Raw genomic sequence first — 14,907 nt, forward strand, 5'->3', positions numbered from 1 at the left:
GTTTGTTTATTCGCCCGTTTGCCGCTGAGTAGCAGCGTTGATGGCTCAACTGTAGATTTCGCCAATAGGCTGATAAAGACCATAGCAGTACATGTTCTGTCGTTTATCGTGCCGGAGCTAAGGTCATAAAACGGGCGAATGTACTTATCTTTACCGTATGCTACTTACCTCCGATACGGCCGTAAACCACGCTAAGCCCCGATTCGACGATATATTTATGGAATTGGCCGTTAACCTGGCCAAGCGTTCTCATTGCATCAAAGCGCAGGTTGGGGCCGTCCTGACCCGCGACACCCGCATTATCTCCATTGGCTACAATGGCCCGCCCGCCGGTACGCACAACTGCGACGAAGAGTACGCGGGTGTGGGCTGCCCCCGCGACTCGAAAGGCTCGTGTTCGCTGGCATTGCACGCCGAAGAGAACGCTATCCTGTACGCAGCAAAAAACGGGTCGGAGATCGAAGGCGCTACTATTTACGTTACCTTATCCCCTTGCATTGCCTGCGCCCGCATTATCTACAGCATGAAGATTGCCCGCGTGATCTACCTGCACTCGTATGCGGAATACAAAGGCATTACGTCCGACGAAGGCGTTGATTTCCTGCGTCGGTTCGGCGTAGTTGTTGAACGGTACGTGCCGGGTGAGGGCGTTACGTTACTGGCGGAACCACCCCTTCCCAAAAGCGCGGCAGCGTCGGGCACTGAATCGGCTCAACGATGAATATTCTGGCACATGGCTATCTGTCCAATCGAAACGAAGGTATTCTCATCGGTAATTTTATTGGCGATTTCATCAAGGGCGATCCGACTCACCCGCGCCATGCGTTAGCGCCCGATGAAGTGCTGGGCGTTCGGGTACACCGGGCCATTGATACGTTCACAGACGCGCATGCCGAAGTAGAAGCGGTACGAAATCTCTTGCGCCCGCGCTGTCATAAATACGCCGGGGCGGGCGTCGATATCTTCTTCGATCATTTTCTGGCTGTCAATTTTCAACCGCTGACTGGAGAATCGTTGTCCGACTTTACGGGCTATTTCTACGAAACACTGCAACGGAACGTAACGCGTCTGCCCGCACCCGCCGTTCGGATGCTCGATGCGATGGTACGCTACGACTGGCTGACGAACTACCAGACGCTGGATGGGATCGATCGCTCCCTGAAAGGGCTGTCGCGCCGGACCGCTTTCCCGTCAGGACTAGATACGGCGATTGTTGATCTCGAACGGTACTACAGTCATATTGACCATCATTTTCGGCGATTTTGGCCTCAACTGGTCGCTCACGTTGGGCAAACGCTGGTTCGCTTAACCGATGTGGGTTAATTTTGTGCATAAAATGAATTTTCTGCTCCGTTGATTGCTGCCGTTGATACCCTGCTAAAAGACATCCGTAACAAGCGGATTGCTCCTGTTTATCTGATTCATGGCGATGAGCCGTATTACCTCGACCGCATCGCTGACGAACTCGAAAAAGTAGCCGTTCCGGTCGCCGAGCGCGGTTTTAACCAGTTTGTTCTGTTCGGAAAAGATGCGGACGTAGGAGCGGTGATCAACTACGCTCGTCGCTACCCATTCATGGCCGAACGTCAGTTGGTACTGGTAAAAGAAGCGCAGCAGCTGTCTGGCATTAATGACAAGTCGGCGCAGACGCTGCTGGAAGATTACGCCCTGAATCCACTGGCGAGCACGATTCTGATGCTGTGCTACGTAAAGGAAGATGGCAAGCCGGGTCTGGACGAGCGAAAGTCCTGGGTAAAAGCGTTCAGTGCCAAAGGCAAATTGCTGGGCGTTAAAAAACTTTATGATAACAAAATACCGGATTGGGTAGGGGAGTATTGCCGCGAACAGGGCAGTAAAGTCAGCCCGAAAGCGTGTCAACTGCTGGCCGATCATATTGGCAATGACCTGAAACGATTAGCCGGAGAAATTGACAAAATTCTGATCAACCTGCACGTAGGTGAAGAGATTACTGCTGATACGGTTGAGCGGCTGGTTGGCATCAGTAAAGAATACAACGTATTCGAACTCCAGAAAGCGCTCGTTCAGCGCGACGTCGTGAAAGCGAACCGGATCGTCGATTATTTCGGCCGTAATCCCAAAGACAATCCCCTTGTGGTCATTCTGGCTCAGCTATTTGGCTACTTCAGCAAAGTGTTACTGGTGCAGGCGTCCAAAGACCAATCCGAAAAAGGCTTGGCCTCTTTGCTGGGCATCAGTCCTTTTTTTGTGAAAGATTACCTGTCGGCGGCCCGCACCTTTCCGCTCCTGAAAGTGGCCGACATCATTCACGCAATACGTATCGCCGATGCCCGTAGCAAAGGAATCGATGCACCCACGATGAACGAGAGCGATATTCTGCGCGAATTAGTTTTTGAGGTGCTCCACTAACAATTCATATCGTTGTTCGTTATATTTGCAACATTGTTGCAATAATGGTCGTGCACTGTTGCTCGACAGGTACACGAACGAATGGACTGGGTGAAACGAACAAAGTGTGCATTAACCATACTGGTGGTAATAGTGGCCGTACAGCCGGGTCTGGCGCAAACCGCCTGTCTGGCTGAGTTAACGGGTAGTCTGCTGGCCCATAATACGCATCAGCCCTTGTCGGGCGCAAACGTATTTATTCGTGAACTAAACACGGGAACAGTAACGGATAGTAGCGGTTCCTTCCAGATAAAGGCGCTTTGCCCCGGTTCCTATACGCTCGTCTATCAATATGTTGGCTATACGAGCACTACGTTCCCGATAACTGTCAGTGGAGACTCAGCCATCAGGCTGGCTCCGGTCGAGCTGATTGACAATGCGCGAACCTTGCAGGAGATCGTCGTTCGTGAACATCGATCAGAAGCGAACCAACTGCTCCAGACCCACAGTACGTTAGGAGGTAACGCGCTTGCGGCCACTCGCGGGCAATCGCTGGGGGAAAGCCTGAAAACGCTGCCCGGCCTCTATTCCATTCAGACGGGGCCTTCCATTTCAAAGCCGGTTATTCACGGACTGTACAGCAACCGGATTATTACGCTCAACAACGGCGTGCGGCAGGAGGATCAGCAGTGGGGTAGTGAGCACGCTCCGCAGATCGATCAGTTTGTCGCGTCTCAACTCACCGTTATTAAGGGCGCGGCCAGCGTCCGGTACGGGTCGGATGCCATCGGGGGCGTGATCCTGGTTGAGCCCAAAGCGATGCCGACTGCACCCGGATTCGCTGGCGAGCTGAATCTGATTGGCGGTACCAATGGCGGACAGGGTACCGTATCGGCGATGGTCGAGCAGGCTTTTGGTAAAAAGTTGGCCGGTTTAAGCTGGCGATTGCAAGGAACGCTGAAACGGGTGGGTTACACAAAAACGCCGAACTATTACCTGGAAAACAGCAGCTATCACGAAAACAACGTATCGGGCACCCTGAACTACACCCGGCAGAATGCGGGTGTGGAGGTGTTCTATAGCCAGTTCTCGACGAAGGTGGGGCTGTTCACGGGTGCGCAGGTGGGCAGCTTAGCTGATTTTTATGCGGCCATTGCGCGATCTGAGCCCATTAGCCAGCCTGGTTTCTCGTACGATCTTGGTCGGCCCTATCAGCAGGTTCAGCATGATCTGCTAAAAGTGAAAGCCTTCGTCCGGTCTGACCGTTGGGGAACGTTAACCGCTATCGTAGCTCAGCAGCAGAATGTTCGCCGGGAGTACGATCGTCAATCCTTCAGCCGCGTAACCGATCCTGAACTGTATTTAAAATTAACAACCCAAACCGCTGATCTGGTGTGGGCGCATCAGCCGGTTAAGACAGCCAATGGAGGCCAACTTTCGGGTACCGCCGGAATCAACGGTATCACGCAGAGCAATGTGCGCCAGTACCTGTTCCTTATCCCGAACTACCGGAATTACGGGGCTGGTTTGTTCGCCATTGAGCGCTACGCCCGCGACCGCTGGACCCTGGAAGGCGGATTGCGTTTTGATTATCGGTGGCTGCGCGCCTATTTCCTCGATGAGACCACCAACCAAACCACGAATCGGACGCACAACTGGCGTGATGTTACGGGCTCGCTTGGCGCTACCTATCAGCTAATCTCACAAATTACCCTTTCGGCTAATCTTGGCACGGCCTGGCGGGCTCCCACGGTCAGCGATTTGTATTCGGATGGGCTGCACCAAAGTGCCGTAGCCTACGAGCGGGGTAACCCGAACTTAAAGCCGGAGTATGCCTATAACGCCAGTCTGTCGGTTGATTACACCGGTAAACGGCTGTCCGTTGAGCTTAGCCTTTACAACAATAAAATAGACAATTACATCTACCTGAAACCGGACTCCGTACCCATCGTTCGCCAGCGGGGTGCGTTCCCGTCCTATTCGTACAGCCAGGTTCAGGCCAGCTTTCGGGGTGTTGATGCAACCATTCAGTATAAACTCAGCGATCGACTGACATTTACCTCAAAAACATCGCTGTTATACGCCTACGATCACACGAACCAGAACTACCTGGTCTACATTCCGGCCAACCGAACCGATAACGGGCTGCGCTATCAATTGGGTGATCAGACCGGTTCGGGACAGAGACGTATATCCGGTATGTATTTGGGTATGAATGGGCTATACGTGGCCCGGCAGAACCGGGTGCCCGCCACTACCCAGCGACAGGAGAACGGACAGATCATTTTTACGGGCGATTTTGCTCCTCCACCACCGGCCTATACGCTGCTGGGGGCTGAATTGGGCTTCTCATGGCGGTTACGAAGCCAGCCTGTGCAGATCATTCTGACCGGCGCAAACCTGCTCAATCAATCGTACCGCGATTACCTCGACCGCTTTCGCTACTTCGCCGATGAGCCCGGTCGTACTATCATGTTAAAAGTCAAAGCGCCTTTAATCTTCGGGAGAAGGGCTTAATGCCGCATTACAGTTAAAGTTTCACATATAACCTGTTACGTATGAACACGCTTAAAACACGGCTGCTTTTTGTTGTTTCACTTCTTATTTTAGCTCAGGCCTGTAAGAACGACGAAGAAAATGTAGCGCCAACCCAGGATAACGAAGCGATTACGACGGTTACGTTTACACTCACGAACCAGGCTACGCCAACCGAAACCGTGACCGCCACGATCGATAACCTCACTACACAGGCTGATCTTAGCAAGGCTACGCTAACGCTGAAGGCGAACACAACCTACACCGGTTCGATTACGTTGCTCGACAAAACAAAAACACCCGTTCTCGACGTAACGGCCGGAATCAAAACGGAGGCTAATGAACACCTGTTTGTTTATACACCCAGTTCGGGTTTAGCATTGGCCGTGACGATCACGGATAAAGATACGAACCCAGCCCCTGGCCCGTACCCACTCGGATTGCAAACCGAACTAAAAACGGGGGCTGCTGGATCAGGTAAATTGAAGGTAGTGCTTCGCCATCAGCCAGACGTTAAAAACGGGACGGCAACACCAGGTACCTCCGACCTGGATACCGATTTTAACGTCGTGATTCAGTAAGCGAAAGATGATTTTTTGTTGGTAGTCTGCCAACCCTTTTGCCGCGGACGGGGTCATTGCAGCTATATTCTGAACCTGCCATGACTACAGCTCCCCAAACGAATCGAACCGAAGAACGGGCTACTGATCTGATCAAAACTGCGCTCAATCTAATGATTCTGTTTCCCGACTTACCCCATGATCAAGCGCTGCTGCGAGCCTAGGACTGGGTAGGCTATTTCAACGTAACGCATGAACAGGCACGCTTTGAATGGGCATGATTCGGCAGTTGAGCAATATACGTCGTAATTCAGAAGGCTGCTCGGATAGGCACATACCTGTTCGTTGAGAAGCAACGGACAGGTATGTGTTTAAAGCCCGAACTTATGAGCCGCTCTGCCAGCGAGGTATCGTTCGACTTTAGGAAAGCTTTGCTTTAAAAAAGTCAACGGTACGTTTCCAGGCCAGTTCGGCTGCTGCTTTGTCGTAGCGAGGGGTCGTGTCGTTATGAAAGCCATGGTTGGCGTTTGGATACATGTGGGCTTCGTACGACTTGTTATTGGCTTTAAGAGCCGCTTCATACGCTGGCCAGCCCTCATTTACGCGGGTGTCTAACGCTGCGTAATGCAGCTGCAGGGGCGCTTTAATCTTGGGAACATCTTCGACGGCTGGCTGCCCTCCGTAAAACGGAACGGAGGCTGCTAGATCGGGAACCTGTACCGCCATCATATTGGCAATCCATCCCCCGAAGCAAAAGCCAACAACTCCAATTTTGCCGTTACAATCCTTATTGGTTTTGAGGTAGTCAGCAGCCGCTATAAAATCCTGGAGCATCTCATCCCGGTTTCGTTTGCTTTGCAGTTCCCGGCCTGCGTCGTCATTCCCCGGATAACCACCGAGTGGAGTTAGCGCGTCGGGCGCAATCGAAACGAAGCCCGCCAGAGCCGCTCGTCGGGCTACATCTTCAATATGTGGGTTCAGACCCCGGTTTTCGTGGACAACAATAATACCCCCGAGCGGCTTTTTTGCATCGGCCGGTTTCGATAGCAGGGCTTTGATCGACCCTCCGCCTTTGGGTGACTTATACGTAACGTATTCTGATTTCAGGCGAGGATCGTCCGCTTTGATCTGAACACCGCCTTTGTAATCGGGCATGAGAAAACTCATCAACGACGTTAATGTCAGGCCGCCCACGGCGTATACCGATAGCTTTTGGGCAAACTCGCGCCGGTCAATGCGATTGTGGGCGTAGTCGTCGTACAGATCAAACACTTCCTGTTTGACGTCTTCTTTTCTGATTGGGTCCATGATCGTTTGTAATGCGTTTTTCTAAATGTAACGAATTTTGCTGATCTGTTGAATAAAAGCTGCAACTGCTGCTAAACCGTTGGTTCTGTCCAGTCAGTATAGCAGCAGTTGGGCGGTAGCGTACCGGTTTTTGCTGGTTACGCCAGTGTTTTCCGGGCTTCGCGGTCCGGATCATTAACCATCGCGGGCGCGTCGTCCAGAATCATCGTTTCGCCGTTCTGGGTCGAATACGGTTTCCAGGTGGGTAAACCGCCCCCGTTTGGATTACCCGTTTTGACAAAGCTCAGGAACGATCTTGCCATCTTTTCCGATAGCGCCCGAGGCCGCTTGCCACCACCCGTATGCGTGAGCATCAGATCGGTGTTGTAGAACCAGAAGCAAATGTCATCGCAGTGAAAGGCCCGCATCCGGCCATCGAACAGGGGCGGTTGCCAGCCGAACCACGCTACGTATACAGGGGCCTTTTGCTGAGATACCTTGGCGTCGGCGGTGGCAATGGCGTTTTTGCGATTGGACATCACCAGCGCCCAGATTTCAATCGGACGCGCCTTGGGGAAATTCTTCGCGTAGGCATCGACAATGTCTCCGGATTTATCGCCAAAGCGCGGTTTTACTTTTTCTTTCACTTCGGCCAACGTAATGGCTTCCAGTTTGGCATCGGTTCGGCTGGGGCTTTGCTCATGGAAAGTTGAGCAGATCAGCAGCGGAATATCGGCCGAAAAATCCTGGGCACTGCTGAAAAAAGGCTTATCGCTGAGGGAGGCTCCATCGGCTACGGGGGAGAACCCACCCCGCATGAGATTCATCCGCTTGGCTTCGTCGGCCATTTTCTCGGCCGCCCGGTTGGCGATGTCAATGTATTCGCGCCACGGAATCTGCTGGAGTTTTTCGACTTCGCCGGGCTTCAAACCCGCTTCCTCCATGACCTTAAGTCCTAATTTTTCGGCGTACTCTTTATTGACGCCAGCCAGTGAACTGCCACTCAGGGCAACTGCCTTATGAAACAGGCCCTTGGCGGACGGCATGTTCATGAGCGTCGTCACTTTAGCGCCACCGCCCGATTGCCCGATGATCGTTACGTTGTTGGGGTCTCCACCAAAGTTGGCAATGTTGTTTTTGACCCATTCGAGGGCCGCTACCATATCCAGATTCCCTACGTTACCCGAGGCTGCATGGCCCCCGGCCGCTTTCAGGTGCGTATAGCCCAGCGCACCAAGCCGGTGATTGAGTGAGCAGAAAACGATATTTCCTAAGCGGGAAATGTTTTCGCCATGATACCCGTCCTGCTCGATTCCGTTGCCGTTGACGAAGCCGCCCCCGTGCAGCCAGACGACTACCGGCCGTTTTTGCGAGTCCAGCGCGGGTGTCCACACGTTCAGTTTCAGGCAGTCTTCCGATACGTCGTCGTAGTTCCAGTGATCGACAAACGAAGCGTAAGGGTTAGCGTAACGTTTTTCCATAATCTGCGGAGCCGAGTTGCCCCACCAGAGCGCAGGCCGCACGTCGGTCCACGAAGCTGGCTTTTGGGGTGGCATGAACCGGTTCTTTCCGGACGTATCGGCCCCGTAGGGGATACCCATGAACTGATGGATGCCGCGCAGAATAAAACCTCTGACTTTTCCGTATTCCGTGTTCGCAATGGCGATATTGTCGCCCACAAACAAAACCTGCTCGTCGCCGGCTGGCTTTATGGCTTTTGGCGGAAATAAGCTGGCGGCCCTGGTTTCTTGCGTTACGCCTAAACCGGCCACGCCCACACCCAGTGATTGTAAAAAATTACGTCTTGACGGTTTCATTGCAGACTCATGCTAAAGGTTGAAGAAAACGAAATGCCCAGCGAATGAGCATAGTAGCGCTTAGTTTATGATCTGGCTTGAAAAGGGCGACAAGGCTAAGTTTTACTAGTTTTGATGGCTAAGGCATACTAAAAAAGAAGAGCAATTGATCGTTACAGAATAGAATGGCGATTTTCAGCGCCGAACCTGGACCCTGTTGTTTACATTTGTGCATTAAGAATGTCCCATGCCCATCCGAAATACACTGAATCAGAAGCTGTTTTACGTCGGCCTGGTTTTATTCTGCGTTCTTCAACGCCCCAACAGCTACGCCCAGATCAGGTTGCATACGGAAGATCTGCCCCGGTTTTTTGAGGCTTTCGACAGCGTGATGACAACGTCCGATACGTCAAGACAGTCCGCTTTTATCCAAAAACTGTACGTCGACAAAGCGAGTAAGGGCCTGAAGGAGTTCATGGAGCTTCGGGGCGGCAGCACCCCGACATGGCGGATGTTCATGGCGACCAACAAATCACAACTGGTTCAAAAGCGCCCGCATATCCTGTCCGCACTGAATCAGGAAGCGGAAATCTTGAAAAAGGTTGCCTTATTCAAACGGTATTATCCGAACTTCAGGGAGGGGGATATTTACTTCTGCGTGGGTATTAATAATTCGGGAGGAACCATCCGGGACAACACCGTCTACATTGGTACGGAGATAGGCGCGAGTGCCGACCCAAACTGGGCCAGTTACCTGGTGCTTCATGAGTTTACCCACACGCAGCAATATGAGCAGCGGAGCTTTAATAAAATCATTAGCAACCCGCAGCTTCTGAACGAATACGAGAAGACACATACGCATTTGCTCGGTAAGTGCATCAGCGAAGGTATGGCGGACTTTGTGGCTGAACTGGTACTGGGTCAGCGATTAGCTCAACTCCATCCCGAGGGATACATTGCGTTTGGTTTGCAGCACGAGCTACGCGTTTGGGAAGAGTTCAAAAAAGACATGAATCAGACCACCAATACAGGTTGGCTGTATGGCGAGCGGCAGATTGATGGAAAGCCGATGCGCGACTTAGGCTACTTCGTGGGATACCAGATTTGCAAAAGCTACTACGAAAAGGCTAAAGACAAACCGGAAGCACTCCAGTACATGATCGAGTTAAACCTGACCGATGATACCGCAAAAAACTTCCTTGTGGCTTCTGGTTACCAGCCTCGCCGACCGTAGCCACTCCTGAACCAGGCGACTGGCCAACTGTGCTGAAAATCGCCTGGCATCCGCTGACGCGCACAAGCTGGATTCTATAGCATTTGCGCGATCTGGATATTATTACCGCAGGTATCCTGAAGTACGGCGAGTTTAACAACGCCCATCTGGGTTGGTGGCATCGTAAAAACGACGCCCAGCTTGTTTAACCGCTCATACGCTTCCTCAACGTCGTCAACCTGAAACGATGCTGCCGGAATTCCCGCGTCGAATAAGGCTTTCTGATACGTTCTGGCGGGCTCGAAGGCGGTTGGTTCGAGTAGAAGCTCAACCCCATCCTGCTCATCCTTCGCCACAACGGTCAGCCAGCTATGATCGCCCAGCGGGATGTCGGTCTTTTTTACAAAGCCCAAAATGTCAGTATAAAACGTTAACGCTTTTGGCTGGTCATTAACCAGCACACTGGTCGTTCTGATTCGCATGGGAGATCATCTATGAATAGTCCAGCGCAAAGGTCTCTGTCAACTACCAACTTCACTTCTTCAAAATTGCTTTTTTACGATAGCTCACCGGAGTTGAACCCGTAATGCTTTTAAACAATCCGGCAAATGAAGTTACGCTGTCAAAACCGACGGCCAGGCAAACGTCAGCAACGGATTCGTCAGCTTTTAAGCGCTGTTTGGCCTGGCTGATCCTGACAAATTTCAGGTATTGGCAGGGCGTTACTCCGTAAAACGATTTGAATAGCCGCAAAAAATGAAATTTTGACAGGCAGGCTTCCTGAGCGATATCGTCAAGCGTAATCCCCTCCGCAAAATGTCGATCCATAAAGGCCTTTGAGCGTATAACCAGTCGGATGAGATGCGCTTTCTCCTGAAGCTGTGCTTGTCGGTTCGCTACCTGACGGTTGTAGAAGTTCATGATGCTACAGTACGTTTCATTGGGCAAGTAGGAGCCCCGTAAGCAGATTTACAACTGATACAGGTCTAAAATTACGTACGCCAGCTCCCGTGACTTCATCAATTCATTCGACGTTGTTCTTCGTCCGATACCGTTCGGCGGTTGGCTGTGCCTTTCAGGTCGCGGTTGCCAAAATTGTAGGTGAAGGTTAGCCGGGCCACGCGTGTTTCGCTGTACGTAGCAAAATGAAAATCCATGTTTTGAAACTGAACCTTGCCGTAGAAGCGCTGCGTCTGGAACAGATCGTTCCAGTTAAAACGTAACGTGGCTTTCTTTTGCCAGAGACTTTTCTGAACGCCGATGCTTACCTGCCCAAACGCTTTCATTTGATTCTGGCTGTATACGTAAGGCGAATTATAGGATGCGTTCAGTTCGGCCGTTAAGCCGTGGCCAAAGCCGAATGTGTGGCTACTGGTCAGATTGGCCGACAACTGGCTGTAGTTTAAGGGTGTTCCGGCTACATCCGCCCGGTAGGCGTTGTTGAAAATACTGGCTGAGTTGCGCGACGACCACCAGCGGGTGAACCGCAGCGGAGCACTCAGATTTAAGCTGAGGTTATGCTGCTGAGCTAGATTAATAAACGTAATGCGGGTAACGCCGGTCTGGTCGTTTTGCTCGTTGATGTCGACAATGACGTCGTGCGTTCGGTTATAACCGAAGCTGATGGTCGTCTCGTTTTTATAGCTATAAGTGACCTGAAACGCGTCGGTGTATTGCGGGTTCAGATAGGGGTTCCCCTGCTGATACGTGTAAGGGTCAAACACGCGGATAAACGGGTTCAGGTATTGGTAATTCGGCCGGTCGATACGTCGGCTGAACGAGTATTGAAGCTGGTGATTCTCTCCCAGATTTCGGGTTAAAAAAACACTGGGAAACAGGTTGATGTAGGAACGGCTCACCGTGCTGCTGTTTGTGACCGAGTGGGCTTCTGTATGCGTGTACTCTGCCCGCAGGCCCGCTTGCAGCGTCCAGTTCGACCAGTTGCGTCGGCCGGTCAGGTAAGCTGCGTGAATAAATTCCTGGTATTCAAACTGATTGGTTCGGCTGTTGTCTCGCTGCCAGGGTGCGTTCTGTCCTTCTTCGACGAGCTTGGTTTCTGCCAGTAAATCGTTGTTGAGGGTTACGTAGCTGCTTTTCCAGCCCGTTTCCAGCGTCGTTCGTTTGTCGAACGGATGAACGTAATCGGCTTTGGCGGCCCGGATAAAGGCTTGAAACAGGGTGTTCAGCCGCTGATAAAAGCAGGACGCTGTTTCCTGGCTTTGCGGATTCAGGTAGCGCGTTTCAAACAGGTCGATCGGGTGGAACGTAGCGTCCGAATAGTCGATGTCAACCAGCAACTCCCGTCCCTGGCCACCCCGCCGGGTCGAATCGAACTGGTGCCGGAAGTTCAGATTACCGGCCAGCCGGTCGATCGATCGCCGGTTGTCGTTCTCAGTTCGCTGCGTTGCGGTCAGTACGTTCGACTGGTAGATGTTGCTGTTTGTTGCTCCTTGTGTTTTACCGATGGTGTTCAGGCCGTTAACCAGAAGTCCCAGTGTCGTCTTTTTACTGAACGCGTAATCGGCCCCGAGTCGATACGTATGGGTTGTGTTCTGAATGGGGCGGTAATTGGTTTGCTGAATCAGGCTGGGGGGATTGGTGGTTGCCATCCGCCGGTCGATGGAGGAGGCTGACCAGTAGTCGCGCTGATCGAAACCATAATTACCAAACAAGCTCCATTTACCGGGCCGTGCGGTTAAGGTCAGTGCCGAATTGTATTTGGCAAATCGGCCATAGCCCGCTCCCAGCGTGAGGTTACCATTCATCGGCTGCGCAGACTTGTTTCGCTTTAACCGGATGTTGATAATGCCCGCCGACCCCGCAGCATCGTAGCGAGCGGATGGGTTTGTGATTAGCTCGATGGTCTCAATGGTGTTACTGGGTGTGTTACGTAATAAATCGAGCACCTGGGCGGTCGACAGGTATGTCGGTTTGCCGTCGAGCATCACCAGGACGTTCTCCCGTCCGTTCAAATTAATACGTTCTGACTGTAGGTCCACAACCACACCCGGCGCTTTCTCCAGCACGTCCAGGGCCGTGCCGCCACTGGACACAAGGCTGTTTTCGACGTTTAGGACGGTTTTATCGATGTGCTGCTCGATAAACGGCTTTTGTGCTTTCACCGTTACGTTCGTTAGCTGACGGGCTTCTTCCCGAATTATGAGTGGAGGAAGTTCCTGCTTTTGCTGGTGATCGATTGTGAACGGAACGCTATAAACTTTCTGATAGCCAAGCAGGGAAGTCGCTACGCGGTACCGTCCCGGCTGAACGCCTTCGAACCGGTACTGTCCGAGAGCGGAACTAAGCGTACCTTTTACTACGTGCTCCGTCGTCTTTGAGCTTGCTGCTTCGCTGGAATCAGTGGCCTGTACCAGCAGTACCGTAACGGATTCGATAGGTTTACCGGCGGCATCCTGCACAACACCCGTAACGGTAGCTGCGTTGGGAATTTGGGCGGTCAGACGAGACGAGAGCAGCAGGCAAACAAAAGCATATAGACATCGGCGCATGTGTAGTATCAGGTTGAATACGTAGTAGAACGGCGGTCAAAGTAGCTCATTGGTCTCTGACTCGCCTTACCATTACGTCTCAACTGACAAAAAATCGGGATGAACTGCACAGGATGTTTTTTGATCGCTAGTCGGTTAATGCTGGGGCTGGTGTTCCCCGGGTGAAACCGATGGATTATGGGTTAATAAAACACCTCCGTCTGCTTCGATTGCAACTGCTCCACGTACTTGGCATAGGGGCTTGTCATCGCTTCCCGACCCCATAGCGGGTTGGCGCTCATGTAGACCTTCTTTAATGCCTTGATGGTCGTAAGCACAGTGGGAAAATCCTGAATGCTGTTGTTATTCAGGCTTAGCTCTTCCAGACCAGGCAACGTACCAAGTACGGCCGGGATGGTAATAAACCCATTGTGACTAATATCAAGAATCCGCAGTTGGCTTAATTGCCTGAATGCGGTCGGTAACTGACTAAGCCGATTATGATGAGCGTACAAAACTTGTAGCCGACGTACTTTAGTCAATGAAGTAGGAAGGGTATTAAACTTATTATAAGCAAGGGCTAGCTGCTCTAACCGTTTCATTCGACTGATCTGGCGAGGAAGTTGAGACAGTTTATTATAGTACAGATCCAGTACTTTCAGGCGTTTTAAACGTCCCACACTTTTGGGTAATTCCGTCAGCCCGGCGTTGTACAGATTCAGGTCGTTGAGCCGATGCAATCGACGGAGTGCTTTCTTGTCAATTGCGTTTAGGTCGTTATTACCCAGCCATAAGCTTTCCAGTCGGCGGTTCCGGCCAATCGTAGCTGGTACATTGGTCAGGGCGTTCTTTTGGATATTTATTGATTTTAAATGCTTATTGTAGGCGAAAAACACGCTGTCTTCCCGGAGCCGATTTGACACTAAATCAAGTCGTTGCAGATGAGGTAAAGACGTAAGCCGGGCGGGTAACGATGTCAGGTAGTTGTTGCTGAGCGAAATCTCCTCCACGTTGGTAAACCGATAAATCACTTCCGGTACCTGCTCCAGGTCGAGCCCTCCGAACCAGATTTTCTTGACCGTATCCGGTCGGGTCGTTTGAGCGGCCGTGGTCAGATCGCCTATAACGCCAGGACCCTTAAGCACTCTGCGGGTTGAATTTTTGACTAGTGAAAATTGACTTCCTAAACGAAACGTGGTCCACACTAAGCTAGAATTGACGGGTAAAGGCCGTTCATTCAGGTACTCTGTCAGCAGGCTTACAAACTGCTGCTCTGTCTTGGCCGACGGACGTAAATTATTGATTGAATATTGATATAATAACCGATCTGCTTTACCAGTGGGTTGAAAATATCCTTCTAAAAATAAGACAAGTGAGGTGTCCGGACGGAATCCTTTTTTCTTCAGGAACCGATGGAAATCAGCCCAGTAGTCGGCCGATAGTTTTTGAAAGGCCAGGTCCCGGCTAGTTGCCTGTTCGGGTGGCGATACGGCGGCCGGATACTCGCTACGTAACTTCTTGTAATTAATCGAATCGTTCATTGCCTGCACCTTAACTTGGGCAATAAGGGGTAAGGCAAACAAACACAGAGCAGTTAGTAAAAGCAGTTTTTTCATAGCCAACTCGATTTTTAGGTAAATAACGATATTTGTAGTTAGTAC

Annotated in this window: 13 protein-coding genes; 7 read left to right on the plus strand and 6 right to left on the minus strand. The window is 51.5% G+C overall.

Annotation, left to right across the window (positions count from 1 at the left end; translation table 11 throughout):
- Positions 1-157: 157 nt before the first annotated feature.
- The 6 genes from ACYVBJ_RS09165 (at position 158) to ACYVBJ_RS09190 (ending at position 5,686) form a co-directional block, all read left to right on the plus strand.
- Positions 158-721: a deoxycytidylate deaminase gene (locus ACYVBJ_RS09165; protein WP_460981987.1), complete on the plus strand. Its 564-nt coding sequence runs from the start codon at positions 158-160 to the stop codon at positions 719-721.
- Positions 718-1,323 (plus strand): acyl carrier protein phosphodiesterase, encoded by a 606-nt coding sequence (locus tag ACYVBJ_RS09170; protein WP_460981988.1) that lies wholly within the window; start codon positions 718-720, stop codon positions 1,321-1,323. The genes ACYVBJ_RS09165 and ACYVBJ_RS09170 overlap by 4 nt, the downstream gene beginning before the upstream one ends.
- Before the next feature lie 30 nt (positions 1,324-1,353).
- Positions 1,354-2,388 carry a DNA polymerase III subunit delta gene (gene holA / locus ACYVBJ_RS09175; RefSeq protein WP_460981989.1) on the plus strand — a complete coding sequence of 345 codons (1,035 nt, stop codon included), beginning with the start codon at positions 1,354-1,356 and terminating at the stop codon, positions 2,386-2,388.
- Positions 2,389-2,478: 90 nt separating this feature from the next.
- Positions 2,479-4,884 carry a TonB-dependent receptor gene (locus ACYVBJ_RS09180; protein ID WP_460981990.1) on the plus strand — a complete coding sequence of 802 codons (2,406 nt, stop codon included), beginning with the start codon at positions 2,479-2,481 and terminating at the stop codon, positions 4,882-4,884.
- Positions 4,885-4,925: 41 nt separating this feature from the next.
- The gene (locus ACYVBJ_RS09185) at positions 4,926-5,483 is read left to right on the plus strand and encodes a hypothetical protein (protein WP_460981991.1); all 558 of its coding nucleotides are present in this window, start codon (positions 4,926-4,928) and stop codon (positions 5,481-5,483) included.
- An 80-nt stretch (positions 5,484-5,563) separates the two neighbouring features.
- Positions 5,564-5,686 (plus strand): hypothetical protein, encoded by a 123-nt coding sequence (locus ACYVBJ_RS09190; protein WP_460981992.1) that lies wholly within the window; start codon positions 5,564-5,566, stop codon positions 5,684-5,686.
- A gap of 196 nt (positions 5,687-5,882) precedes the next feature.
- Here the strand turns inward: ACYVBJ_RS09190 and ACYVBJ_RS09195 are convergent, their stop codons facing one another.
- Both ACYVBJ_RS09195 and ACYVBJ_RS09200 read right to left on the minus strand, forming a co-directional pair.
- Complete coding sequence (locus ACYVBJ_RS09195; protein WP_460981993.1) at positions 5,883-6,770, minus strand: dienelactone hydrolase family protein; 888 nt, start codon at positions 6,768-6,770, stop codon at positions 5,883-5,885.
- 137 nt (positions 6,771-6,907) lie between these two features.
- Positions 6,908-8,566, minus strand: a complete 1,659-nt coding sequence (locus ACYVBJ_RS09200) for a carboxylesterase/lipase family protein (protein WP_460981994.1) — start codon at positions 8,564-8,566, stop codon at positions 6,908-6,910.
- A 226-nt stretch (positions 8,567-8,792) separates the two neighbouring features.
- Here ACYVBJ_RS09200 and ACYVBJ_RS09205 point away from each other — a divergent pair, with 226 nt between their 5' ends.
- Positions 8,793-9,779, plus strand: coding sequence for a gliding motility protein GldB-related protein (locus tag ACYVBJ_RS09205; RefSeq protein WP_460981995.1), 987 nt, complete (start codon positions 8,793-8,795; stop codon positions 9,777-9,779).
- Between the two features lie 74 nt (positions 9,780-9,853).
- Here ACYVBJ_RS09205 and ACYVBJ_RS09210 read toward each other — a convergent pair whose 3' ends face one another.
- The 4 genes from ACYVBJ_RS09210 to ACYVBJ_RS09225 all read right to left on the minus strand — a co-directional run bounded on the left by ACYVBJ_RS09210 (position 9,854) and on the right by ACYVBJ_RS09225 (position 14,862).
- On the minus strand, positions 9,854-10,240 hold the full coding sequence (locus tag ACYVBJ_RS09210) for a VOC family protein (RefSeq protein WP_460981996.1): 387 nt from the start codon (positions 10,238-10,240) through the stop codon (positions 9,854-9,856).
- 52 nt (positions 10,241-10,292) lie between these two features.
- Positions 10,293-10,679 (minus strand): AraC family transcriptional regulator, encoded by a 387-nt coding sequence (locus ACYVBJ_RS09215; protein ID WP_460981997.1) that lies wholly within the window; start codon positions 10,677-10,679, stop codon positions 10,293-10,295.
- A gap of 98 nt (positions 10,680-10,777) precedes the next feature.
- Positions 10,778-13,267: an outer membrane beta-barrel protein gene (locus ACYVBJ_RS09220; RefSeq protein WP_460981998.1), complete on the minus strand. Its 2,490-nt coding sequence runs from the start codon at positions 13,265-13,267 to the stop codon at positions 10,778-10,780.
- A gap of 182 nt (positions 13,268-13,449) precedes the next feature.
- Positions 13,450-14,862, minus strand: coding sequence for a leucine-rich repeat domain-containing protein (locus tag ACYVBJ_RS09225; protein ID WP_460981999.1), 1,413 nt, complete (start codon positions 14,860-14,862; stop codon positions 13,450-13,452).
- Positions 14,863-14,907 lie beyond the last annotated feature (45 nt).

Source organism: Spirosoma fluminis (assembly GCF_054778895.1).

Coding starts and splice junctions, on each gene's coding strand:
- ACYVBJ_RS09190 (WP_460981992.1), top strand. CDS start 5,564: ATGACTACAGCTCCCCAAACGAATCGAACCGAAGAACGGGCTACTGAT.
- ACYVBJ_RS09215 (WP_460981997.1), bottom strand. CDS start 10,679: ATGAACTTCTACAACCGTCAGGTAGCGAACCGACAAGCACAGCTTCAG.
- ACYVBJ_RS09225 (WP_460981999.1), bottom strand. CDS start 14,862: ATGAAAAAACTGCTTTTACTAACTGCTCTGTGTTTGTTTGCCTTACCC.
- ACYVBJ_RS09200 (WP_460981994.1), bottom strand. CDS start 8,566: ATGAAACCGTCAAGACGTAATTTTTTACAATCACTGGGTGTGGGCGTG.
- ACYVBJ_RS09170 (WP_460981988.1), top strand. CDS start 718: ATGAATATTCTGGCACATGGCTATCTGTCCAATCGAAACGAAGGTATT.
- ACYVBJ_RS09195 (WP_460981993.1), bottom strand. CDS start 6,770: ATGGACCCAATCAGAAAAGAAGACGTCAAACAGGAAGTGTTTGATCTG.
- ACYVBJ_RS09210 (WP_460981996.1), bottom strand. CDS start 10,240: ATGCGAATCAGAACGACCAGTGTGCTGGTTAATGACCAGCCAAAAGCG.
- ACYVBJ_RS09165 (WP_460981987.1), top strand. CDS start 158: ATGCTACTTACCTCCGATACGGCCGTAAACCACGCTAAGCCCCGATTC.
- ACYVBJ_RS09185 (WP_460981991.1), top strand. CDS start 4,926: ATGAACACGCTTAAAACACGGCTGCTTTTTGTTGTTTCACTTCTTATT.
- ACYVBJ_RS09205 (WP_460981995.1), top strand. CDS start 8,793: ATGCCCATCCGAAATACACTGAATCAGAAGCTGTTTTACGTCGGCCTG.
- ACYVBJ_RS09220 (WP_460981998.1), bottom strand. CDS start 13,267: ATGCGCCGATGTCTATATGCTTTTGTTTGCCTGCTGCTCTCGTCTCGT.